This is a genomic window from Prosthecobacter sp., from assembly GCF_034366625.1.
In the GTDB taxonomy this organism is placed as follows: Bacteria; Verrucomicrobiota; Verrucomicrobiia; order Verrucomicrobiales; family Verrucomicrobiaceae; genus Prosthecobacter.
Genome location: NZ_JAXMIH010000028.1, coordinates 203,890 through 227,628, shown reverse-complemented (window position 1 = coordinate 227,628; position 23,739 = coordinate 203,890). Strand labels below are relative to the sequence as shown.

Here is a 23,739-nt window from a genome sequence, read left to right as displayed (position 1 = left end):
CGGAAGTGGTGTTCCGTCCTCGCAGGGATTTTTCATGCCTTAACCCAGCCCTTCGATCTTCCAGCCGTCGCGATACTCGCGTTTCACCAGCGCGTTCGCCGCTTCGAGGTTGGAGAATTTCAAACCAGCGCGATCCCATTCGAGCCACTGGCTCGGAAAACGATCGGCGATGGTGCCGACGACGACGGTTTCGGTCAGCGGACCGCCGTGGCTGAAATCGCCACAGCTTTTTTTGCCCGCGAGGATCGCATTGACCCAGTCGTGATAATGATCCTGCGGTTTGATGCCACGCGGATACTTTTCCGCCGGGAAATCAGCCTCCGGCAGCACAAACGGACGCACGCCGTAGGGTTTGAAGATCGCACCATGCTCGCCGATCCAGAAACCGCCGCTGGCAGGAAATTTGGAGAGCACTGACGGCATCTTCACCACGCTCATGTCAGGATCAATGCCGCCATCGAGCCAGGTGAGTTTCAGTGTGTCACCGGCGATGAGTTCATTGCCCGCGAACTCGAACTCGACACGGCGTTTGTCGGCCCACAACGCCCCGCTGCTGCCTTCAGTCGTCTGACGCACGCGTTTCGGAGCACCGAGCTTCAAGCCATCGAACGTGGCATCGAAATGATGACAGCCCATGTCGCCGAGTTCGCCACAACCGAAGTCAAACCACGCACGCCACGTCTGCGGATGATAGGTGTCATTGAGATACGGACGTGGCGAGCGCACGCCGAGCCAATGGTCCCAGTCGAGTCCCTCCGGGATCGCATCGCCCTGCGGACGCAATTCCATGTTCTTCGGCCACCAGTTGAGCTTTTTGTTCTCCCACATGATCACCTCTTTAATTTTGCCGATGGCCTTGGTGCGCAGCAGTTCCACCATCATGCGGCTTTCAATGCTGGAGCGGCCCTGATTGCCGAGCTGCGTCACCACCCCGGCTTTGACGGCCTCCTGCGCCAGAACGCGGCACTCATGCGGCGTGGGAGCCATCGGCTTCTGCAAATAGACATGCTTCTTGGCTCTCAGAGCAATTGTTGCAATGGACGCGTGCATGTGATCCGGCGTTCCGACCGTCACCGCGTCGAATTTGTCCGCGTGTTTCGACAACAATTCGCGCCAATCCTTGTGCTGCGAGGCTTCGGGAAAGTCTTTGGCCGCCTGCGCGATGTGGCGCGCATCCACATCACACAAGGCGACGATCTTCACCTTTGCGTGCGAGGCCACGCTGCGCATCGTGTTCCCGCCCATGCGAGCCACGCCGATGCTGGCGACCTGCAGCATCGAATTCGGCGAAGCAGAGCGAAGAATGGCGGGGAATCCCAGCACTGAGGCAGCGCTGGATGTTTGAATGAATTGGCGGCGGTTCATGAGGCCATGCAAACGACCTCATGCCACGCAATCCTTCAGTTCGGGCTGAGAAGCGGCTTGTCAACGCCACCACCGCTCGGTTTGCTTCACGTATGTCAGCCGCCCTTTTTGCCGCCGGTTTGGGGGACGTGATTCGTTCCTGCTACCTGAACGCCGCCTACCGTGTGCTCAGCGAGGCCACGCAGCCGGTTCCAATCATCATGGCCTCGCATAATCCCTTCACGATCGAGATCTTCCGGCATCATCGCAACGCGAAGAACTTCATCCTCTACGATCTGGCGCACAAGTTTGAGGAGTTCTTCAACGCCGGGTTGCACGGGGTGGACATCAACCGCGCGCTTTGCGGTTTTGCCGGTGTGGATCATGCGAAATTGATCCGTGGCAGCGCGGACGGGCACATCCCGGTGTTCGACGCGCCGGACGAGGTCGATTCGCAGGGACACATCGTGTTCCAACCCTTCGCGGGAAACGCGTCCTACCGCTCGCTGCCGCCGGCGCTGATCGAAAAAACAGCGCAAGTGCTGCGCAAGCTGCCGTGCCAGGTGTTTGTGATGACACGCAGTTATTTTCGTCCCGGTGCGAAGGGAAAAACCATTCATGCCGTGGAAGACGCCCGCACCTTGGAAGGTGGGAACATCACCGTGCTCGACAGTCTGACGGTACCCGCGACGCTGAACCTCATCAAAACCTGCCGCGCCTATGTGGGAAGCTGGAGCAGCCTGCAGCAGGCGGCATGGTTTGAAAACAAGCCGGTGGCGGTGTTTTACCCGGAGAACTACGTGGACGTGCAAAAGAACACCGCGTACGCCTTTGGCATGGGGCGCGACAACACGCTGGGCTGCGAGTACCCGCAGGTGGATGCCGCGGTGCTGGAGGCGTTTCTGCGGCGCTGGTGATTCAGCGGGGGAGAAAACGCCGCAGCACCTCGAAATGGCCGGCGGCAGTGCTGATGTCCGCGTTCAAATCCTCCATGCGGATCTTGTAGGGCGAATCGACCGGCGTGATGAAGGGCACACGGCTGACGCGGGCAAAGATCATGCCGTGATAACGGCCGGTGAGGACGAAGCGCGACCGTGCGATGGTTTCAAACGCCGCCTGCGGACCGGGCCGGGCGACAATCTGCGATTGTGGAAAACGTTCTGCTACCTCAGCCAGCAGTTTGTCATCATCCACCGGTGCGCCCATGCCCAGCCAGCGAGTCGGCGTGCTGCTGGCGGCAAACTGGCGCATGTAGTGATTGATGAGTGTGTTCCGCGCATTGACGAGACCTGCGGGAACGAGTGTGACGACCTGCGAAGCCACTTCGGACGGATCAACCGTCGGTTGATACAAATAGGCCGCATCCGGGAAGAACTGCGCATCATCACGCCTGCTGATCTCCTGCGCGATGCGCACGCAGTTTGGCGAGCGCAGCGTGATGAAGGCCGCCTGTTTCAAGTAAGGCACCCACGGCCTGAGAGCGGTGGCATACTCGGCCTCGCGGTTGATTTGAAATTGAAAGCCGCACGATAGGATGCCCCATGGGATGCCGCGCGCGATGGCGGCATCCATGTAGAACTTCATGGCGCGGAAGTGCGGTGATTCCGCGTCTGCCGGTCCCTCCTTCGGGTTGTTGTAAAGAATGCCGCCGCCGCCGAGCACGAGCAGTGCGAGATCGTCCGGCAGGGCGGCAGGCAGGTCGGAATTGTAGATCACCAACTCGTGCTCCGGCAATTGCTGCGCGAAGACGAGTGGATAGGTGTCGTCGCCGACGTTGCCGTAGCCGGACGCGCCGACGAAGGCGATTCTCATGCGTGCTGCGTTCGTTTCGCGGATTTTTTGCCAACGACGGGAGCCAGGATGGCGTGGAACTGCTCGGCGATGTTGCGCCAGTCGAATTCACCACGGCGCACATGCACGATGCCCTGCGCGGAGAGCTTTGCACGAAGTGGTTTGTCTGTGTAAAGCAACTGCAAAGCCGCCACGAACGGCGCGTGATCGACGAGAGCACCGGCGGTGTTGATCTCGGGGTTGATGAGCAGCCTTGAGCACGGGATTTTCACCGCAGGCACGGCCCATTCGGCCAGGGCGGAGGAGTCCGGCACGATCTGCGGGATGCCGCAGGCCATGCCTTCCATGGTGGTGAGACCCCAGCCCTCACCAAGCGTGGTGGTCATCTGCACGTCGAGGCTGTTGTAGATGCGCTGGAGATGGCGCGGGCTTTGCAGGCCGCGAATGTCCTCGCAGCCGGTGAGCAGCAGACGGTCAGCGATGCCGTGGAAGGCGGCGACGCGGTGCAGATCCCAGCCGGTGTCTTTTTGCGCGCAGTGGAGCAGCAGGAAGGCGTTGGCGACGCGGTGCTGCTTGATCCAGTCGGCGAAGATGTGAATGGAGAGATCGAGACGCTTGCGCGGCTGGTTGCGGTTGAGATTGCCGACGATGAAGGCGTTGCGCGGCACGTTGAGGTCGAGCAGGTGGCGGGCTTCTTTGCGGTTCATCGGCTGGAACACCGCCGTGTCGATGCCATGAGAAATGACGTGGCGTTTGCCTTTGAAGCCGGCCTTCGCCGCCTCGCGATGGCCGTAATTCGTGTACCACACGGCGGCATGAAGTTTGTTCAGTTCGCGCATCGCCACTGGATCGAGATTGCCGCCGTCCACGGGCATGTAACCGATGATGGGAATGCCCTTCGGCGCGATCTTGGCAAACTGGGCGACGTTCCACCAGTCGTTGTTGATGACGACGGCGGCAGGATCGAACTCGGCGCAGAGATCCGCAAAGCGGTTCATGCCCCACATGTCGCCACCTTGCCAGGCAGGCATGACACGATAAGGCAGATGATGGGCGGAGCCGTCATAATTGACGCCGGAAACAACCACCTCCCAGTCATCGTGCAGATGATTCAGCATCGAGTGAGTGACGGTGGCGAAGCCCGTGGGCACCAAGGCATCACCGATCCACAGCAGGCGTGGTTTGCGACGCGTGACGCCGAAGAACCGCCGGAACCACCCCTTCCGGGAAGATTCTTTTTCAACAGTGGTGGTGCCGAAGGCAAATTCACCACTGGCCATCACCGGCATCGAAAGCGCACCCGTGGGGCGCGTCGTGACGGTTTTTTTCTGAGCGGACTTCGAGAAGGGCACTTTCCTGGTGGCAGGCGCCGTCTGCTTCGGCCGCGAGACCCTCTTGTTGGCGGCAGCGCCACGTTTCACTGGCGCGGTCTTTTTGATGGAAACCTTTTTCTTGGCAGAGATCTTCTTGGTGGCGGCAGCCTTCTGTTTTACCGGCGTCTTCTTCGACACCGGCCTCCTCCCGGCTACCGGACGCGCGGCTTTGACGGCTGTTTTCTTCACAGGAGGCTTGCTGCTTGCCTGCTGGCTCTGACGTTTGGTGGCCTTGCGGGTGTTGGATCGCGTGTTCATGAGGTGGTGTCGGTTGGATTGAAACGGTTTCTCCGCTAGTCGGCGTCTTTAATGAGGCAATCCGGCAGCAGCTTGCGCAGTTCATCGGCGATGAAGCTCTCCACCGGCAGAGCTGAACCGCCTATGCGCAACATCACCAGCCGCTTGCATGCGCCGAGGTGGGGGATCGCATCCCGGGTGACGGAAGGGCTGGCCATCAGGTCGAGGTTGGTGAGCGTCCCGATGGTGGCAAGATGCTGGAGCGCATCCGACGGCACCGCTATGCCGCGCAAGTTCAGATTCGCCACCGTGCCCGCCTCGCGAATGCGGGAGACGAGTTCCTCCAGCACCGCTTCATCCGAAACCGGCATCGTGGAAAGACACACGCGCCAGATGGTGAAGGGTTCCGCAGGCAAAGCGTCGGCAGAGTAAATATCGGCAACACCGCCCATTTGCTTCTCCGAACTGGCAGAGGTCTGTACATTGACGAAACCGCCATGGTCGAAGACCCATTGGACGAGATTCACCTGCTCGGGTGCCGACCTGGCCGACGGGGGCTCTGCGGCGGGCGCGGGCGGAGTCACTGCGGGTGCTTGGGCCCTTGCCTCCTGCCCTTTGGGCAGCCAGCCTGCCTGCCAGGCAGCAGTCGCGCCCACACCCAGCAGTACCAAGGCCGCCGCCCAAGCCAGCCAGTGCTTTGGCGCGGCACGTGACTTCATCCGAATCGTGTCGGCATCGGTGGGAATCCGCACGGGTTTGCCAACCGGCTCAGTGATCTCGCTTTTGGGATGACGACGGAAGTTTTTCCAGTTGTCGCTGTTTCGGAGCAGCTTTTCCAGCACCTGCGTCATGTCACTGACGTGCTGGTAGCGCTTCTCCGGGTTGTTCTGCATCGCCTTGCTGACAATGGCATCAATGCCCTTGTCCGCTCCAGAGCGAACCGAGGGCGGCTCCCACACGCCCTTGGGCACATGGCCGGTGAAAAGCTCATAAATCATCACGCCCAGCGAGTAAATGTCCGCGCGATGGTCGATCTTCCCGTCCTGATCGAGCGCTTCGGGCGCGATGTAATCCGGCGTGCCGAGCGTTGTGCCGGTGGCGGTGTAATCGACCGACTGCGGGCCGACAACCTTCGCCAGGCCAAAGTCCGCCACCTTCACATTGCCACGCTCGTCGATGAGAATGTTCGCCGGCTTGATGTCGCGATGCACGATGCCGCGCTCGTGCGCGAACTGCAGCGCCTCGCACACCTGGGTGATGATCTTGAGGATCTGCCGGGGCTCGGGTGGAGCGCGCTTGAGCAGGTGCTGCAGGTCCATGCCGGAGACGAACTCCATCGCGTAATACATCTGGCCGTCGGCGGTCTCGCCGAAGTCATGTACGGCGATGATGTGCGGATGGTTCAGCAGCGCGAGCGCGTGGGCCTCGCGCTTGAAGCGCTCGGCGAAGCTTTCCTTGTTCCGATGCACCTGGGGCAATAGTTTCACAGCCACCGTGCGGTTGAGGCTTTTCTGCACCGCCTTGTACACCGCTCCCATGCCCCCGCGTTCGATGAACTCGACAAACTTGTAGCCTGGAATCAGCGCGTCCAGCTCCTCCATGGATGGAGGGATGAACGGTTCAAACTGGATGGCTTCACCACCATGGTCTTTCCCCGGCTGCATAGGGCCATTTAAGGCTGGGCCGTTGATCTTGGCAAGACATCCGAGTCAGATGCCGCAAAATAATCACTAGAAAGCTCCGTCAGGCCGTCATCCATCGCGTTTGCGGCGGCTTGCGTTCTTCGTGATTTGAGCCATGAGACATGCGACATCATCAGGACGCAAACGCCGAAGGATGCAGGCGTTTGAGACAGCCCAAAGGGCTGTCCCGCAGGGGTGAGGGAGTCGTGAGGCGACGACCGAGTCAACCTGCGGGGATCAGACGAATCAATCGCAGGCCTACCGAGGTCGTGGCTTGAAACCTCCCAACACAGCTCTGGAGGCATAAGGCAGTGGCCTGCTCCCGGAGGTGGGACGGATCATAAATGTAATTCCAGCGTCCTTGGGTTGTTGATGTTGTGCTGTTCTCTCATGCTGTCAAACGCAGCGCAGGGCGTAGCCCGGAGCGGAGTTTGACAGCATGCGGCCACCTCCGCCGGGGTGCGATACCCCAGCGAGCTGTGCGGCCGACATTCGTTGTATTCGCGTCGCCACTCCTCAATGACGACTCGCGCTTCGGCCAGGCTGCCGAACACTTCACGGTTGAGGCACTCGTCGCGCAGCTTGTCATGAAAGCTCTCGATGTAACCGTTCTCCCACGGCGATCCCGGCTTGATGTAGCGCATCTTGATCTGGTGCTGCTCCGTCCAGTCTTGGATCGCGCAGGCGATGAACTCAGGACCGTTGTCGCTGCGGATGTGCTGTGGCGTGCCGTGCTTGCGCATGGCCGCCGCCAGCACGCGCAGCACGTCCTGCGCACGGATCGACCATGCCACATGCGTGGCGTGGCACTGGCGCGTGTGCTCGTCAATCAAGGTAAGGATACGAAAGGCGCTGCCGCCTTCCACTTGATCGCTCACGAAGTCCCAGCTCCACACCTGATTGCGACGGGTCGCCTCCTGACGTGCCCGCTGCCCAGGCCCCACGCGTCGCAGCCTGCGCTGCCGCTTGCGCACTTGCAGCCCTTCGGCCCGTCGCACTCGCGCCACACACTTGGCGTTCACGCGCCCGCCTTCGCGCTGTAGCAGCGCGGTGATGCGGCGGTAGCCGTAACGTGGATGCTTGCGGCTGAGCTGCACGATGCGGTGATGCCGTCGCTTCGCCTCCTGGCTCATCTGCCTCACCCGGTAGTAGCCCGACCGCGCCAGCCCAACGGCACGACACGCCTACGCGATCCCGCCCAGATCGCGCTCCACTGCGTGTCGCGCCGCCCGAGGTTTGCTGGCCGGGCTCACCATTTTTTTGCGTTGATGGCCTTCAAGATGCCGATCTGCACCGTCAAATCGGCCACGATGCGCTTGAGCCTTGCGTTTTGCTGTCGCTGCGCTCCACCCTCCGGGCAGCCTGCGGCTGGCTATCTCGCTGCGCTCGGTTCCTCACTCAGCGCCCGCGCCTGCCTGACTCCATCAACCTGCATCCCGCCATACTTCCGTTTCCAGCCGTAGTAGGTCTGCACGCTGATGTTGTGACGTGCGCACACGTCTTTGACCTTCATTCCACCCTGCGCTTCACGCAGGATGCCGATGATCTTCTCTTCACTGTGTCTGCTCTTTTTCATGTTGTTCTGTTCTCCGAGTTGTGGAGCCAGAACTACATTTTACCACTGTCCCGTTCCCAGGAGGCAGGCCACTGTTGACACGCTCACTGACGCATTCCATCTCACGTGGTGATTCCACTCGATCTGTCTCTTGCCGAAGTTCCCAGCCTGCCTGCGCATGCGGCGCGGTTGTTGGCGAAGGAAGGGATCAAAACGGTGGCGGATGTGGTGTGGCATCTGCCGTTCCGGCATGAGGACCGGCGGCAGATGCAGGCGCTGGCGTTTCAGGCGGGGCCGTTGCCGTCGTGTCATCATGTGTTGGTGACGAAGACGGGGAACAAGTTCTTTGGCGGGCGTTCCGGGGTGTTTGAGGCCGTGGTGCAGCATGCGACGGGGCGGCTGGGCCAGCAGCTCACGCTGAAGTGGTGGAACATGCCGTTCATGAGCCGGGTGTTTGCCGAAGGGCAGGAATTGATCGTCTATGGAGTGATCAAAGACACGAAGGGCCGTCTGAGCATGTCGCACCCGGAGTATGAGATCGTCAAAGGCGGGGCGGATGACGATGCGGAGCAGATCCACACCGGGCGCATCACACCGATCTACCGCCTGAAGGGCGCGATGACTCAAAAAGCGCTGCGCGTGGCGGCGTGGCATGTGTGTCAGGCGCTGCCAGGGGCGTTTTGCGAAGATCTGCTGCCGACGCCGAGCGCGGAAGGCGAGTTCGTCGGCCAAACACGATCACTAGCGCTGCGGGAGGTGCATTTTCCTTCCAGCATGGAGAAACTGGAGCAGGCGCGGCGCTATCTCGCGCTGGAGGAGTTTTACGGCTACCAGCTCCGCGTGGCACGGCGGAAGCGGCGGGTGATTGAATCGGGTGGGCGCAAGCAAATCGGCACAGGCGAGCTGCTGCGGGATTTTTTCAACGAGCTGCCCTTTCAGCTCACGACGGCGCAGCAGCGTTGCCTGGACGAGATTCATCGCGACATGGCCTCCGGCGCGCCGATGAACCGCCTCCTGCATGGCGATGTGGGCAGTGGCAAAACGGTGGTGGCCTTCGCGGCGATGCTGAGGGCGGTCGAATCCGGTCGGCAGGCAGTCTTGATGGCTCCGACGCAGATTTTGGCCGAGCAGCATGCGCGCAATGCGCGCAAGTGGCTGGAGCCGCTGGGCCTGCGCGTGGCGCTGCGGACGGGATCGAAGCGCGAGGATGGCGATGGTTTGGAATTGATACGCGGAAAGAGCAGTTCGGACAAACCAGAGATCGTGATCGGCACGCATGCGCTGCTGCATGACGCGGAGTTGATGCACAACACGGGGATCGTCGTCATCGACGAGCAGCACAAGTTTGGCGTGGCGCAGCGGGCGAAGCTGATCCGCAAGGGCGACACGCCGGATGTGCTGGTGATGACGGCCACGCCGATCCCGCGCACGCTGACACTGACGATCTACGGCGATCTGGAGGTCTCGACGATCGACCAGAAGCCGCGTGATGGCGTGAAGATCATCACGAAGGTGCGGCCGAAGACGAAACTGAAGGACGCGGCGAAATTTTTGCGCGAGCAGATCGAGGAAGGCAGCCAGGGTTACATCGTGTATGCGCTGATCGATGAATCGGAGAAGCTGGAGGCGGGTGCGGCGACGAAGGGGCATGAGGAGTGGTCCAAACTGCTCGCGCCGTGCGAAGTGGGGCTCCTGCACGGTCGGATGAGCGCGGAGGAGAAGGAGGATGTGATGAAACGTTTCCGTGCGGGCAAGCTGGACGCGCTGGTTTCGACGACGGTGATCGAGGTCGGCATCGACGTGCCGAACGCGACGGTGATGTTCATTCACGACGCGGGCCGGTTTGGCCTGGCGCAGCTTCATCAGCTCCGTGGGCGCATCGGGCGCGGGGCGCACACGAGCTACTGCGTCTTGTTTGTGGAGGACAAGGACGAGGAGAACCGCCAGCGCCTCGCGATCATGGAGGAGACGAGCGACGGTTTCCAGATCGCCGAGGAAGATCTGCGGCGGCGCGGTCCGGGCGATGTTTTGGGCCATGCGCAGAGCGGGCAGGCGCCGCTGCTCTTCGGTGAACTGCTGGCGGACACGCGGCTCGTTCGATTGGCGCGTCAGCTTGCCGAACGCACGCTGGATGAAGACCCGCACCTGCTGCGACCGGCGCTGGCGGTGTTCCGCGATGAGCCGGTGGTGGCTGAAAAGGCGCAGGCGATGATGCAATGAGGCGCAAGGCTGCGAGTTCGATGCCGGCGGCTCTGAGGCATGGCTTACTTAAGAGGGCTTGACGACTAGAGCTTTTACCCGGTCAGTACCGTGTGTCATGCACCCGCACGCCCCCATGCGCCAGACCGGCGCGCTTGTGGATCAAACCGAGGTCGTTCGCAAACGGCGTCGGCGGGGGAAGCCGCGTCTTATGACGATGATTCGGCTCGTGGTCGTCATCGCGGCCGTTGCGGGAGTCACGGGGGGTGTCTTGTGGTTGAAGGAAGAAACACCCCATCCGCAGGCGGTCGAGGCGACGCGTGAATCACCACTGGTCGAGGCTCGGAGCCTGCGGCCGCGACTGGAGACGGCCCAATCCTCTGAACTGGCGGCCTACGCGATGAAGAAAGAGAATTCGCAGGTGCCGCAGGAGGTGGTTCAGGTGGTTCAGGTGGTTCAGGTGGTTCAACCGCAGCCGGGCAGCATGCCAACCGTGAACCGAGATCTACCCGTGTGGCTGGTGGCAGACGCCACGAAGTCTGCGGAACTGCTGAGGCAAGAACTGCGCGAGCGTGGAGCGCGGCAGATGGGAGCCGCCGTGCGGTTTGCGATGCTGAATGTGGCCGAACTGATGGCGATGGATGGCAAAACCTGGGCGGCGAGCATGGCCACGCCCGCTGCGAGTGAAAACAATGCTTCGGCGCTGCTGCTGACATTTTACCTATATCATCTTGATCGTGCGGGAGACGCGGCGGGCATCACCGCCTTCCTGCGTGCGGTGGAAAACAACGCGCCGAAGGAGAAGGCGGTGAGGGAATTCATCCTCGCAGGACGCAGGCCGGTGGATTTCGAGCGTGAGATGGGTCTCGCTTTCGCGGGCATCGGCGTGGAGCTGCAGTTCACGCGGCGCGGAGGAGCGGTGCTCAAGCCGTGATGAAATCCGGGGAGATTCTTTTTGCCGATCCTCTGATTTGATCTTATCCCCTGCGCATCTGCATGAAAACCTCCTGGCCCATCCGCCTTGTGCGCGCGCTGTTCTTCGCCTTCTCCGTTTTCATCGGCATGGCGATTGCGATGGGGCTGCAGCAGGAGGCTTGGACCGGGGCGGTGAGCGGTGCGCTGTTTATGGGGCTGCTCATGGTGCTGGATGCGGTGTTCGCGCGTTTCACGCTGCGCGATTTTTCGCATGCCACGCTGGGTCTGGCAGTGGGTTTGTTCTGTGCGTCGCTGATCACGCGGATCGGCGTGTTCAATCTCGCCTATTTCCAGAATAACGCCGATGGCGGGATGATTCAAAACATCGTGGAGATCTGCATCTACGGCACGCTGGCGTTTTTCGGCGTCACGTTTGCGCTGCGCAGCGACCGCGATCAGTTCGCCTTCCTGATCCCTTATGTTCGGTTTCGGCGCGATGGTTCTGAAGGCGAACCGATGCTGCTGGACACGAACGTGATCATTGATGGCCGGCTGCCCGGTGTGTTTGCCACCGGATTTCTCAGCGGCGCGGTGGTGGTGCCGCGCTTCGTGCTGGATGAGCTTCAGCGTCTGTCGGATTCTGCGGAGGCCACCAAGGTGATGCGCGGCAAACGTGGTCTGGAGATGATGGAAAAGCTGCGAGCACTGCCTGAGATGACCGTTTCCATCTCCGAAGATGCCGGAGGAGCGGCGGATGCTCCGGTGGACACGCGCCTGGTGACCCTGGCGCGAGAGCTGAACGCCCGGCTGCTCACGAATGACGAGAATCTCGCCAAAGTGGCCCGTTTGCGCGGGATCACGGTGCTCAGCTTCCGTGAACTGGCCTTTGCCCTGCATCCAGAACTCAGTGTGGGCGATGAACTGAATCTGCCGCTGACGAAACCGGGCAAGGACAAGAACCAGGCGGTGGGCTATCTGCCGGACGGCACCATGATCGTCGTGAACAACGCCGCCGCGCAGATCGGCCAGACGGTGGAGGTGGTGGTTTCCGGCACACTGCCGACGAGCGCCGGGCGTTTGATTTTTGCCGAGATCAAACCTGCGGGGTGAGGCGTCTGCGCTGCATCAGGCAGCCAGCCGCCGCGAGCATCACCAAGAAAGCTGAGTGAGGCTCCGGGACGGCGGTGATCGTCATGATTTCAATCGCACTGGTCGAAATACGCGAGGCGTACAGGCTGGAGGGATTGTCCAGGGGCAGATCGGGGACGAAGGTCCAGCCAAACGAATCGGAACCTTGGTAAAAGCCGCCACGATCAAACATGGCAGCGTCGAAGTCGGAGCCATCCCCCACGGTGTTGTTCGTGTCGAAGCGGCCGTCGATGCTGTAGTTCACGCCTGCCAGTTTCCAGATGCCTCCGTCATTGACGAACACGCCGCCGCCGGAGTCGCCGCCGGACAAGGTGGCTTCCTCGGACGTGCCGCTGGCGCTGAAACTGGCCGTCAGCAGATCACCCAGTGCGCTGGCATAAACACCACTGACCGTGTTGCTGCCCCAGCGTGCCGTACCGTCCGGTGAACTGTGTTCCCAGCCGTGCAAGGTCGCGCCGTCCAGCACGTCGGCTCCACGTGGCCCGCCTCTGCCGTTGGTGACCAGGGTGAGCCCGATTTCCAAAGAGCCGGTGTAAAGCGGCGCGTAATATGGAAACAATTCCTCCACCTTAAAGATGCGCAGGTCGGTGCCTGCGATGTCCCAGTAGCCGGTGCCGCTGTTGACGGTGAGGTCGATGTTGTAAGTGACGTCCGAACCGCCGTTGAAGATGCCGCTGTGTGTGAACGTGCTGCCCTGCGTGCCGAAGTGCTGTGCCGTGATGAAGTACTGCGGAGCGATGATGGTGCCGAGATACGCGCCATACTGGCCTTCATACTGCCAGCCCGAGTCCTCGAAAGCACCCGTTGGAGCCGTGGTGTTGTGGCCGGAATCACCCGTGTCGTAAAACAACACAGCACGGCATGGCGTGACGCTCATGCACAGCAGCGCAAGCACCGCAGCCGTGAAACCTGCGCGTGAAGATGCCGATGCTTTGGAGCGCGTGAACATCAGGTACACTCCCACCACTCTTTTTGAATTGCCATAAATCTTTGCCGAATCGCTTCAAAATCATGGCTTTGGCGCTCAAGAAACGCTTTTGCATGCTGGCATGGTCTGCGCTCATCAAAAACGACACTCGACACCCCGGTCATTTTTGTTATGAATGGCAGGCCTGTGACTCAAAAATGAAAAATAAGTGGTTCAACATGTTGGGTGCCTGCGTGCTCCCGCCACTCGTTGGCGTGGGAGTTTGTGGCGGCATCATCCACTTTTTGAAGAACCACGAAATGTTCCGGCCCGGAACAGTCACGTTGCCCACCGCTGCGGTTACCAAGGTGCGCCAGGGCAAATTGAGCGAGGTAGTCTCCGCTGAGATTCGGGCTGCGTTGCCTGTCGATGCGACCTTCACTCCTGCGGTGCCGAAGATCGCTCCATCCACCGCCGAAAAAGACGCGCTCAGACGTGCTGCTGAAGCCGAGAAGGTGAAACCTGCCAATTCAGCGAAGCCAGCCAGCACGGAACCTGTGGCGACCTCGGCCGCGAAGCCGGGCAAGCCAGCGCCTGTCATGGCTGTCAAAGCGCCCGCATGGCGTCCGGTTTTCGATCCCATCACCGAACATTGGACGCGTTTGATGCCGCGCACGGACGCGCTGCCGCAGGCGTACCAAGCCGTGCTCAATGATGATTCCGCCCATCTCGCGAAGCTCATCGCGATGGGTATCCCGCCCAATGAAACGACCCTGAGCGGAGACACGCCGCTCTGCGCCGCCGTGCGCATGGGGCGCGCTGAATGCGTCCGCGTGCTCGCGCTCGCGGGGGTGGACATGAACCAGCCTGCGCATGAAAAGCAGCCGCCCATCGCGATCGCGTCACTCCGCCGCAACGTGGAGGTGCTGGAGGCTCTGATCGATGCGGGGGTCGATCCGAACACGCGTTTCAAAACGCCCGTGGCCAAGCAGCTCATTGACCGCTGCATGATCAAGGATCTGCGCAATGCCATGGAGAGTGATCGAGGCATCACGCCGCTGATCTGCTGTGCCGCGCGTGGTGATGTGGAGGGCGCGGTCACTCTGATGCGCGCGGGTGCCAAGGCCGGCCTCGGCACCACGCGCTACCATCGTTATCCGATCAATTTCGCCGCCACGCAGGGCTATCTGTTTCTTATGCGCGTGTTGCTGGGCCGTGATCCTGATTCTGAGCCGGACACGCTCGTCACCGTCGATCTTTCCAGCCAGCGCGCCTGGGTGATGAAGGAGGGCCGCATCATCAACAGCACCTCTGTTTCAACCGGACGCGAAGGCTATGGCACACCCGCAGGCCGCTACGTGATCACGGACAAGCACACCACCCACACCTCCACGCTTTATCACGTCGCCATGCCCTGGTTCATGCGTTTGAACTGCGGGGCGATCGGTCTGCACAGCGGTTACGTCACCGGACGTCCCGCCTCGCATGGCTGCATCCGGCTGCCCCATGAGAAGGCGAAACAGTTTTTCAGCCAGGTCCGCGTGGGTGACGAGGTGCAGATCGTTTATTAAAGCGTCTTCAGCAGCTTGTCGTGGATGCCGTCGAAGCCGCCGTTGCTGAACACTACGATCACATCACCGGTGCGTGTTTCGTTCTTCAGGCGGCTCACAATCGCTTCGGTGTTCGCTTCAAACCAGCACGGCTTGCCGCGTGCAGTTACTGACAACGCCACCTTGGCCGTGTCCAATCGTTGATCCGCCGCCACTTTCTCGGGATTTGCCACGGCGGCGATCACGGAGCCGTCGGCCTCGGTCAAAGCCTCGATCAATTCATTTTGCAGCACATTGCGGCGGCTCGTGTTCGAGCGCGGCTCAAACAGCGCCCACAGGCGGCGGCCGTTGTAGCGCTGGCGCAGGCCGCGCAGGGTCTCGCGGATCGCCGTCGGATGATGGCCGAAGTCGTCGATGATCGTGATGCCGTGCGTCGTGCCGCGTTCTTGCTGGCGGCGGCGGATGCCGCGGAAGCTCATCAGGCCCGCACGAATCGCATCGTCGCTCAATCCGGCGAAACGGGCCGCGCACACGCACATCGCCGCGTTGCGCGCGTTGAACTCACCCACCATTGGCACCTCAAACGCATCGCCATTGATCTCAAAATGCGTGCTCTCAGGCGTCACGCGGGTGATCTTGATGCGGAAGTCACACGTCGGCCCCAGACCGACCGTCTTGAGCGGGGCAGGGCACTTGGCGCGCAGCGTGAGGCAGTTGGGATCATCCCCATTGATCAGCACCAGGCCGTTGCGCGGCACGGTGTTCAGGAAGCGCTGAAACGAGAGCAGGATGGCATCCAGATTCTCAAAGATGTCCGCGTGATCGAATTCAATGTTGTTCACGATCGCGCACTCCGGCAGGTAGTGCAGGAACTTGCTGCGTTTGTCGAAATAGGCCGTGTCGTACTCGTCTCCCTCGATCACAAAGAGGTCGGAATGCGTGAAGCGCGCGCCTGATTCAAAATTCTCCGGCACGCCGCCGATCATGAAGCCGGGGTTCTTGCCCGCATGCTCGTAAATCCACGCCAGCATTGTCGTCGTCGTCGTTTTGCCGTGCGTGCCGCTCACCACGAAGCTGCGTTTGCCCTGGATCACCTCGCGCTTCAGCATCTCCGCCATCGAGACATACGGCAGTTTCTTTTCCAGCAGCGCTTCGAGTTCCGCGTTGCCGCGTGAGATCGCATTGCCCACCACATACACATCCGCGTTCAGCGGCAGATTCTCCGGCTTATAGCCTTCGGTGACGGTGATGCCCGCGTTACTCAGCACATCGCTCATGGGCGGGTACACTTTCTCGTCAGAGCCGCTGATTTGATGTCCCAGAGCCCGTAACGCGACCGCAGTCGAACCCATCGCGGTGCCGCAGATGCCGATGAAATGAATGTGCTTGGTGGTTGGTGCCATGAGGGGGGTAGCAGGCTGATTTAAGCCGGACTTTCCGGCCCTGCCCGTGAAAAGTTCAGCTTTCCGGGAATAATCACGCCCAGCGCCACTCCCATGTCGAAATGGCTCGCATGCCCTCATGGAACTCACCCTCGATTTTGGCATTGAACTGCCTGCATACCGCCCGATAGCACGCCGCGTGACCGATTCTCCGCCCAGCTTCGAGCAGATCGTGGACGCCCACTACCAGGGCCTCCACCGCTTCGCGCTGAGCATGTGCCGCAGCGAGGCCACGGCACAGGACCTGGTGCAGCAGACGTTTTTGCAGTGGGCGAAGAAAGGCCACACGCTCCGCGACACCTCGAAGGTGAAGACCTGGCTCTTCACCACGATCTACCGCGAGTGGCTCAGCATCGCCCGGCGGGAGAAAAAGCACGAGCAGGTCGAATTTGAGCCCGAGCTGCACGGCGTGGCCCATAACAGCGACGAGAGTGAAAATCCCCGCGTGGATGGTGCCACACTGCAAAAGGCGCTCGAACAACTCGATCCGAACTACCGCGCACCGCTGGTGCTGTTTTACCTCAAGGAACTGTCGTATCGTGAAATCGCCGAATCGCTCGGCATCCCCATCGGCACCGTCATGTCCCGCCTCTCCCGTGCGAAGAACCATCTCCGCTCCATCCTGCTCCAACTCGAAGAAAACATCATCCCTGCCCAATTCACCTCGTGAACCGCGAAGAAGCCAGACTCGAACTCGACGCCACGACGCTCCGCCCGCAGGACGCGACGCCGGAGGCCCGCGCGATGCTCGAAAGCGACGCGGAACTGGCCGCATGGCATGAAAAGCGCACGGCTTTTGACGAGGAAGTCGCCGCAGTCCTCGCGAATTTGCCCGTGACGGCCGGGTTGCGTGAAAACATCCTCCGCGCTGCGGAAACGCCCGCGAAACGTCCCGTGCATTGGATCACACCCACCGCCATCGCCGCCGCGGCCTGCGTTTTGTTTGGCTGGATCCTGCTGTGGCCCGGAAACAGTGCCATGGCCGCCTGGGAGTCTGAATCGCTCGCCGCTGTGGCCAAGGTCGAGTATGGCGTGATGAGGCTCGATGAGCGGGCGGAGAGCCTGGAGGCAGTGAAGAAACATCTGACGCTGGCCGAATGTCCGTGCCCGAGCGCGCTGCCTCCTGCGCTGGCCGGATTGCGCACCTATGGCTGCAAGCGCGTCCAGATCGACGGTCATGCCGCCACGATCATCTGTTTTGAGCTTCAGCCCGGCAAGGAGGCCCACCTCGTCGTCCTGGATAACACCAATCTCAGCAACGGCCCCGCTGACGACGCTCCCTGCTTCAAATCCGCCAAAAACTGGCGCTATGCTTCCTGGAACCACGGCTCGCACGCCTTCATGCTCGCCACCACGGCGGACGCGGCGGCGCTGAAGAAGCTGTTTGGGCTGACGTGAGTTGAGAGGCGTTTTCTTCACGGAATCTCACTCACCTGCACCTGCGTCTTGCCGAGCACGGTGTGGCAGTTGATGCACTGCTGACGCAGCGAGGCGAAAGCGTGGGTCGAATGACGCGCATCTTTCTTCTGCAGCGCGGTTTTGAGCTCGGCGAAGGAACCATTCGTCCAGCCAGCCAGCAGCGGGCGCAAATCAACCTCGGCTCCGCCAGCGGTCTTCTGCGCAGGAGCGCTGGTGATGGATTTGGAAACGCTGGCGTGCATGCGTTCCGCCATGGCGAGCGCTTCGTCCCATTGTCCTGCCTGCTGGAGCTTGCGCGTGTCGAGCATCTTGCGCTGCGCGGCCTTCATGCGGTGGCTGTTCATCATGCTGGCGCAGGATGGAAGTACGATCATCAAGGAGAGGACAAGGAGACGTTTCATGGGTGAGGCGAGTGAATCACCGCCCCGCGAACCTGTCACGTCCTTTCGCCAGCGCCTCGATCTTGCGGTCGGCGATGCTGCGCTTGAGCATCCAGAAGCCGCAGTCGGGGTGGATGAACTTCACGCGGCCTGCACCGAGCTTTTTCTCCGCCGCTTCGATGCGGTGGGCGATTTCATCGGCGGATTCGACGTGGTTCACCTTGATGTCCACGACGCCGAGACCGACGCCGATTTTTGGGTCGAGTTCCTTGAGCGCGTCTAGATCAGCAGCGGGGCGATGTGCGAGTTCGAGCACGAGGTGATCGGCGCGCAATGAATTCAAAAACGTGATGAGCGCGGCCCACTCGCCTTTCTGAATCGTCTGGCCGCCGTAGTTGCCGAAGCAGAAATGGACGGCTTTCGTGCCTTTGACCGCATCGAGCACGCGATTGATGCCCGCGGCGGCGATGGGAGCATCGGCGGGATTGCCGGGGATGTTGGCTTCATCGACTTGCACGCAGTCGCACTGCAAATCGGCGGCCTGCGCGGCCAAAGCATCGGCGATGGCCATGTTCAGCGCGGCGAAGTCGTTGTAATGCGTGTCCAGCAAGGTGCGGGCGAGCATGTAGGGGCTGGTGAGCGTGAACTTGAACGGTCCACCAGCCACCTTGCCCGCACGGGCGCAGTCCTCGGCCAGATTGAGCACGCCTTCGGTGATGGGGCCACGCACGACGGCGGCTGGCTTGCTGCGGAAGGCCATCTCATGCTTGGCACGAAACGCGGCGGTGTCTTCACGGCCCACGCGGCTGTCGATGCCGCCGAGCTTGTGGACGAAATACTCAATCATGCCGTTCGTGTCGGGATGATTGACATCGAAGCGATACAGTTCGCCATCGGTCGGCAGATCAATGCCCGCCTGGCGCTGCGTGTCGAAGACGACGCGAGTGGCATCAATGACGGCTGCTTCGCTGGGCAGGGCGCTGAGCCAGTCAGGAACAGGATAGGAGCCGACGGTGGTGGTCTGGATGGTGGCCATGCAGCAGACTAGTCATCAACGTCGGATGTTGGAAGACATGAGTGCCAAAATCCAAAGGCAGGCAGGCATCCAACAAAGCTACTTCGATTTCTTCGGCCCTTTGCCACGCACACTCATCTTGAAGGGGACACCGGGGGCGCTCCATTCGTCGCGGATGACCTTTTCGAGGTAGCGCATGTAGCTGTCGGTGAGTTTCGAGGCGCGATTGGCGAAGAGGACGAAGTGCGGCACAGGAATGGCGAAGCCTTCGGCTTCGTTGACCTGCGTGGCATAGAGCAGCTTGAAGCTGTGCGTGCTACGGCCCAGGGCACCGGGAGTGTTTTCGATGGCGTTGGCCAGCAGGCGGTTCAGAGCACCGGTGCCGATGCGGTTTTGCGAGCCGCTGCGCACTTTTTCGATCTGCACGAAAAGCTTGCCGACGTGCTCCTTGTTCTTCGCGGAGATGGCGACGAGCGGGGCGTAATTGAGGAAGAAGAACTCGCGGCGCATCAGCTCATCCAGAAACTCGATGCGGTCCTTCTGCTTGGCGTCAGGATGGAAGAGATCCCACTTGTTCATGACGAGGATGCAGGGCTTGCGCTCCTCCAGAATAATCTGGGCGATCTTGCGGTCCTGCATCTTCGCTCCTGCGGCGCAGTCGATGACCAGCAGGCAGAGGTCGGCGCGCTTGATGCTCTGCACGCTGCGTTCGACGCTGGAGATTTCGACCACGGTGTCGAGGTGGGCGCGGCGGCGGATGCCGGCGGTGTCGATGAGCTGGTAGTGCTTGCCGTTCCAGGTGGCCTGGATGTCGAGCGCGTCACGCGTGGTGCCGGGGACTTCGCTGACGATGGCACGTTCCTGACCAAGGATGGCGTTCACGAGCGAGGACTTGCCGGCGTTCGGACGGCCGACGATGGCGAGCTTGAGAGGGCGGATGTTTTGATGCGTCTTGGCATCCTCGGTTTCGGTCGATTCCTTCAGGTCGAGCCGCTCGGAGATGAGGGAGACGAGGTCATCAATGCCATGGCCGTGCGCGGCGCTGACTTCGACGCTGTCCTGGAAGCCGAACTTGGTGAACTCGCCGGCGTTGAGCTTGCGCTTGGGTGAATCGGCCTTGTTGCAGACGAGGATGACGGGCTTGCTGGTGCGGCGCAGCTCGCGGGCGAGGCTTTGGTCGATGGTGGTGATGCCATCGACGACATCGACGACAAAAAGCAACAGGTCGGCCACATCGAGGGCGATGGCGGCCTCGATCTGCACTTGGTCGGTCAAAACGTCGTCCGTGCTGGCACCGATGCCGCCCGTATCCATGATCTCGAACCACGCCGGGCCACGGCGGCACTGCGCGGTGATGCGATCCCGCGTCACACCGGCCTGATCGTGGACGATCGAGATGGTTTTGCCGGCGAGGCGGTTGAAGAGCGCGGACTTGCCCACATTGGGGCGTCCGACGATGGCGACGGTTTTGAGCATTGTTCAAGGAGCACTAGGCAGCGCCCGCGTCAATCGGCCCCGGCGGCTTTCAACTGCCGGACGCCGTCAACCAGATTGATAAAGCCGGACAAAGCGGTGAACAGGGCAGCAAAAAGCGTGGGCCAGATGAGCATGGATGGGACGAGATCGAGCAGTATCCACAGAATGGCCGCCATCTGGGCAAAGGTGGCCACTTTGCCCGTCCAGTGTGTGTGGATGGTGAATTTACCCGCAAAGTGGTCGATGAAAAACGCCCCGCCGATGGATAGCAAGTCACGGCCGATGACCAGCACCGGAAACCACAGCGGGAAATGCTGCCGCCAGGAGGTGAAACTCAGCAGGATGATGGCGGAGAGCATGAGCAGCTTGTCCGCCAGCGGATCAAGGATGGCACCGAGCCGTGTGCGCTGGTTGAAACGGCGGGCGATCCAGCCGTCGAGAGCATCGCTGAGGGATGCGATGCCGAAAACAGCGGCGGCCCACAGGCGCAGCGTCTCATTGGCAGCACCAGCACGCACGCTGTCGCCATAATAGATCACCAGCCCGATAAAAACGGGGATCAGCAGGATGCGGACGATGGTGATCTGGGTGGCGAGGTTCACGTTCGGAACGTTCAGGGCACATGATTCAAAGTTCAAGCAGGGGGATGCAAACTTTGCGCTGGCAAACAGGTGATTCATCCTGCCCATTCGTCACACACCCAACCTCTGCCATGAAGCGATTGTTCTCTGTTCTCCTGCTCATTCCGATCCTCACGAAGGCCGCGGAGGAACTGCCGCTCGATTATCCTAGCGCTGGCGGGTGGAAGGATTTGAAACTGCCGGATGGAGCGCAGGTCTCCCTGGTGCTGCCGGAAAAGGCCGTGATCGGCGGACAAATCCCCGCCAGGCTGGTCATTCGCAACCTGGGTACGCAGGCGTTCGAGATCACCACCGGCGGTGATTATCGCGCCACCGGATTCCCGCAGCGCATGAAGGTCCGGGTGCGCGATGCCGCTGGCAAGGCGCTGCGCGAACTCACGCATGAGAATTACGGCATGGGTGGCGGTGGATTGATCGGGCCGCGCACCGTGAATCCGGGTGGAACCCAGGAGATCGAGTTTCCGCTGGACCGTTATGTGGGTTTTCCCAAGGCCGGAACCTACACCGTGACCGCAGGCCACGATCTTGGCTGGCAGCGTGACGAGAAGAAGCCGCATCCGCTTGGAACGGCCACCATCGTTGTTGCCGAGCCCGCACCAGCACAGGCGGCGGAATTGGTGAAGGCCATCATCGCCGGCAAACAGGCCACGCCGACACATGTGGCCTTTCAAGGCAGAAGTTATCCGCCAATGCGTGAGGAGCCGCTCGATTATGTCACGCAGGCGAAGCTGTGCGTGCTGCGGCACCCGGTGTATCTGCCCGCGTTGCGAGAGGCGGCGCTGGGCGGCTCCGCCGAGGCGGTCTCCGGCCTCGGCCACATCGCCACGGCGGAGGCGACGGCGGCGTTGATCGCCTTGCTGAAGAATGAGCCTTCCCGCGTGCAGTCGGAGGCATTGAGCCAGCTCGTGCGCCGAGTGCCGGACTCAAAAGATACGTCACATCCTGCGGTGCGCTCCATGTGGGGCGGCGACACCTTTCAGATCGAGCCTTTGCTGCCGGAGTCATGGCGGGAGGAGTTTGCGGTGCCGGTGGCGGAGGAGGCGGCGCGGCTGCTGCTGCACACGGAGCCGAACATTGTCAGCGCGGCGGCCCTGCTCATCGAAGGATGCGGACAGGAGAAGGCCGGGCAGGCCGTGCTCGCAGCGCTGCAAAAGTCGCTCGACAAATGGCGTGACATCCGGCGTGAGGACACGGCGGCGCTGTACCCTTCTCTGCCGGAACCGGCGCTGCTCTCCGCGCTGGATGGCCTGCGCAAGCGCGGCTGGCGGTCGCCGCAGCCGGGTGGCACCGCGTTGCTCGTGGCGAAGTTTCGAGAGTACGCTGATGACTCGGTGCCGAAACCTGCGGACCCTCGCTGGAAGGACAGCATGCTCACCTGGGTCGAAAACGGGCCTGCCACCTTGAAGGAGAGCGCCCTGCGCGCCATTCCGCTGCCTTTGAGCAGCACCGCCGTGAAATCGGTGCTCAAGGCGCTTGAGGACGACAATCCGCGTGTGCTCGTCGCGGCGTGCGAAGTGGCGCAAAAATCCGCGCTCAAGGATTTCATTCACCCTTTGTGCCAGATCGTCGAAACAGACCGGGTGGAGCGCGTGCATGTGGCGGCCATGGATGCCGCGAATGCCTGCGGTGCGCGCATGGAGTTGTGGCAGGCCGTGGCGGACACTCTTGTGGTGAAGGAGCATCTCGTGGACTCGGTGCATGCGCTGGTCAGCGGCACCATGGATCTGCCGCTGGGCGGCGGTCGCGGTGGAAACAGCAACTTCACCCGTGAGCAACGATTTCAAATGCGCGCCGCATGGATCGCCTTTCTGAAGCAGCACGAAAAAACTCTTGCAAAAGGCCTCAAGCCGCCTCCTCCAGACTCAGAGACCACTGCCAGGCTCACTGGCATGAACTTTGAGAGTGGAAATCCAGTCGTCGATTACCAGCTCAAGGACGGCAGGCGCTGGCCTGCGGCCAAATAAGCTGAAAGCGCGGATCACATCGCTTGAAATATCAGGCGTGAAACTGGAAGCTCGCCGCCATGCCGAAAATCGAGCCTGTGGACCTGCTGAACGCCTACTGCGAGGGCGCCTTCCCGATGGGGGAGGACGACGGTTCCATCTCGTGGTACCGGCCGAAAATGCGCGGCATCCTGCCGGTGGCGGAGTTTCATGTGCCGAGGCGGTTCGAGCGTTATTTGAAGCAGCATCCCTTCGAAGTGCGCTGGAACACGGCGTTTGGCGATGTGATCCGTGGTTGTGCGGACCGTGAGGAGACATGGATCACGGACACGATCATGGACACCTACGAGGAGCTTCATCGTCTGGGCTTTGCGCATTGCGCTGAAGTCTGGCGTGATGGCAAGCTGCGTGGCGGCGTGTATGGCGTGAGCATCGGCGGGGCGTTTTTTGGCGAGTCGATGTTCAGCCGCGAGCCGCAGGCGTCGAAGGTGGCGCTCACGCATCTGCAATGGCGTCTCCACCAGCGCGGCTACCTGCTGCATGACACGCAATGGACCACGCCGCATCTCGCGATGTTCGGCGGGCACGAAATCCCCTGCGCGCAGTATTTGGAACTGCTCCAGCGGGCGATCCTGCGGAAGGCGACGTTTGCATGAAGCGAAGGGCGAAGTGCTGAGGGCGTAGAGTCGTCTTGCGGCATGCAAAAACCAAATCGCGACTC

20 protein-coding genes and 1 pseudogene are annotated in these 23,739 nt (G+C 61.4%); 9 read left to right on the top strand and 12 right to left on the bottom strand.

Translation table 11 applies throughout. The features are described from left to right. Positions 1-39: 39 nt before the first annotated feature. Positions 40-1,365 (bottom strand): Gfo/Idh/MocA family oxidoreductase, encoded by a 1,326-nt coding sequence (locus U1A53_RS26105; RefSeq protein WP_322284847.1) that lies wholly within the window; start codon positions 1,363-1,365, stop codon positions 40-42. 92 nt (positions 1,366-1,457) lie between these two features. Between U1A53_RS26105 and U1A53_RS26100 the strand changes: the two genes are divergently transcribed. Then, positions 1,458-2,261 (top strand): hypothetical protein, encoded by an 804-nt coding sequence (locus U1A53_RS26100; RefSeq protein ID WP_322284846.1) that lies wholly within the window; start codon positions 1,458-1,460, stop codon positions 2,259-2,261. A gap of 1 nt (position 2,262) precedes the next feature. Here U1A53_RS26100 and U1A53_RS26095 read toward each other — a convergent pair whose 3' ends face one another. From U1A53_RS26095 to U1A53_RS26075, 5 genes and pseudogenes are all read right to left on the bottom strand, one after another. Further along, positions 2,263-3,156 carry a polysaccharide pyruvyl transferase family protein gene (locus U1A53_RS26095; protein ID WP_322284845.1) on the bottom strand — a complete coding sequence of 298 codons (894 nt, stop codon included), beginning with the start codon at positions 3,154-3,156 and terminating at the stop codon, positions 2,263-2,265. After that, positions 3,153-4,766: a glycosyltransferase gene (locus U1A53_RS26090; RefSeq protein WP_322284844.1), complete on the bottom strand. Its 1,614-nt coding sequence runs from the start codon at positions 4,764-4,766 to the stop codon at positions 3,153-3,155. The genes U1A53_RS26095 and U1A53_RS26090 overlap by 4 nt, the downstream gene beginning before the upstream one ends. 35 nt (positions 4,767-4,801) lie before the next feature. Then, positions 4,802-6,346 carry a serine/threonine-protein kinase gene (locus U1A53_RS26085; protein ID WP_322284843.1) on the bottom strand — a complete coding sequence of 515 codons (1,545 nt, stop codon included), beginning with the start codon at positions 6,344-6,346 and terminating at the stop codon, positions 4,802-4,804. Between the two features lie 419 nt (positions 6,347-6,765). Further along, positions 6,766-7,599: pseudogene (locus U1A53_RS26080) on the bottom strand (IS3 family transposase); the annotation flags it as partial. Between the two features lie 200 nt (positions 7,600-7,799). Next, entirely contained in the window at positions 7,800-8,003 is a 204-nt protein-coding gene (locus tag U1A53_RS26075; RefSeq protein ID WP_322284842.1) for a transposase, read from the bottom strand. A 108-nt stretch (positions 8,004-8,111) separates the two neighbouring features. Here U1A53_RS26075 and recG point away from each other — a divergent pair, with 108 nt between their 5' ends. From recG to U1A53_RS26060, 3 genes are all read left to right on the top strand, one after another. Beyond that, a complete protein-coding gene (gene recG, locus U1A53_RS26070; protein WP_322284841.1) occupies positions 8,112-10,202 on the top strand; it encodes an ATP-dependent DNA helicase RecG in 2,091 nt (696 codons plus the stop codon). Positions 10,203-10,317: 115 nt separating this feature from the next. After that, positions 10,318-11,115 carry a hypothetical protein gene (locus U1A53_RS26065; protein ID WP_322284840.1) on the top strand — a complete coding sequence of 266 codons (798 nt, stop codon included), beginning with the start codon at positions 10,318-10,320 and terminating at the stop codon, positions 11,113-11,115. A gap of 62 nt (positions 11,116-11,177) precedes the next feature. Further along, positions 11,178-12,206, top strand: a complete 1,029-nt coding sequence (locus tag U1A53_RS26060) for a PIN domain-containing protein (protein ID WP_322284839.1) — start codon at positions 11,178-11,180, stop codon at positions 12,204-12,206. On the opposite strand, the gene U1A53_RS26055 is transcribed toward U1A53_RS26060, so the two are convergent. Continuing rightward, positions 12,190-13,194, bottom strand: coding sequence for a hypothetical protein (locus U1A53_RS26055; RefSeq protein ID WP_322284838.1), 1,005 nt, complete (start codon positions 13,192-13,194; stop codon positions 12,190-12,192). The genes U1A53_RS26060 and U1A53_RS26055 overlap by 17 nt on opposite strands. A gap of 212 nt (positions 13,195-13,406) precedes the next feature. Here U1A53_RS26055 and U1A53_RS26050 point away from each other — a divergent pair, with 212 nt between their 5' ends. Continuing rightward, positions 13,407-14,723, top strand: coding sequence for a L,D-transpeptidase family protein (locus U1A53_RS26050; RefSeq protein ID WP_322284837.1), 1,317 nt, complete (start codon positions 13,407-13,409; stop codon positions 14,721-14,723). On the opposite strand, the gene mpl is transcribed toward U1A53_RS26050, so the two are convergent. Beyond that, the gene (mpl, locus tag U1A53_RS26045; RefSeq protein ID WP_322284835.1) at positions 14,720-16,105 is read right to left on the bottom strand and encodes a UDP-N-acetylmuramate:L-alanyl-gamma-D-glutamyl-meso-diaminopimelate ligase; all 1,386 of its coding nucleotides are present in this window, start codon (positions 16,103-16,105) and stop codon (positions 14,720-14,722) included. The genes U1A53_RS26050 and mpl overlap by 4 nt on opposite strands. Before the next feature lie 118 nt (positions 16,106-16,223). On the opposite strand from mpl, the gene U1A53_RS26040 reads away from it, so the two are divergent. Together U1A53_RS26040 and U1A53_RS26035 are read left to right on the top strand one after the other, a co-directional pair. Further along, complete coding sequence (locus U1A53_RS26040) at positions 16,224-16,814, top strand: RNA polymerase sigma factor (protein WP_322284834.1); 591 nt, start codon at positions 16,224-16,226, stop codon at positions 16,812-16,814. Continuing rightward, positions 16,811-17,542: a hypothetical protein gene (locus U1A53_RS26035; RefSeq protein WP_322284833.1), complete on the top strand. Its 732-nt coding sequence runs from the start codon at positions 16,811-16,813 to the stop codon at positions 17,540-17,542. The genes U1A53_RS26040 and U1A53_RS26035 overlap by 4 nt, the downstream gene beginning before the upstream one ends. Before the next feature lie 17 nt (positions 17,543-17,559). On the opposite strand, the gene U1A53_RS26030 is transcribed toward U1A53_RS26035, so the two are convergent. From U1A53_RS26030 to U1A53_RS26015, 4 genes are all read right to left on the bottom strand, one after another. Further along, entirely contained in the window at positions 17,560-17,964 is a 405-nt protein-coding gene (locus tag U1A53_RS26030) for a hypothetical protein (protein WP_322284832.1), read from the bottom strand. A 16-nt stretch (positions 17,965-17,980) separates the two neighbouring features. Beyond that, positions 17,981-18,979: a cobalamin-independent methionine synthase II family protein gene (locus U1A53_RS26025; protein ID WP_322284831.1), complete on the bottom strand. Its 999-nt coding sequence runs from the start codon at positions 18,977-18,979 to the stop codon at positions 17,981-17,983. A 78-nt stretch (positions 18,980-19,057) separates the two neighbouring features. Then, on the bottom strand, positions 19,058-20,434 hold the full coding sequence (der, locus tag U1A53_RS26020) for a ribosome biogenesis GTPase Der (RefSeq protein ID WP_322284830.1): 1,377 nt from the start codon (positions 20,432-20,434) through the stop codon (positions 19,058-19,060). Positions 20,435-20,463: 29 nt separating this feature from the next. Then, entirely contained in the window at positions 20,464-21,036 is a 573-nt protein-coding gene (locus tag U1A53_RS26015; RefSeq protein WP_322284829.1) for a CDP-alcohol phosphatidyltransferase family protein, read from the bottom strand. Between the two features lie 110 nt (positions 21,037-21,146). Between U1A53_RS26015 and U1A53_RS26010 the strand changes: the two genes are divergently transcribed. Continuing rightward, positions 21,147-23,039, top strand: coding sequence for a hypothetical protein (locus U1A53_RS26010; protein ID WP_322284828.1), 1,893 nt, complete (start codon positions 21,147-21,149; stop codon positions 23,037-23,039). Between the two features lie 59 nt (positions 23,040-23,098). Next, positions 23,099-23,674 carry a leucyl/phenylalanyl-tRNA--protein transferase gene (aat, locus tag U1A53_RS26005; protein ID WP_322284827.1) on the top strand — a complete coding sequence of 192 codons (576 nt, stop codon included), beginning with the start codon at positions 23,099-23,101 and terminating at the stop codon, positions 23,672-23,674. The last annotated feature ends 65 nt before the right edge of the window (positions 23,675-23,739 follow it).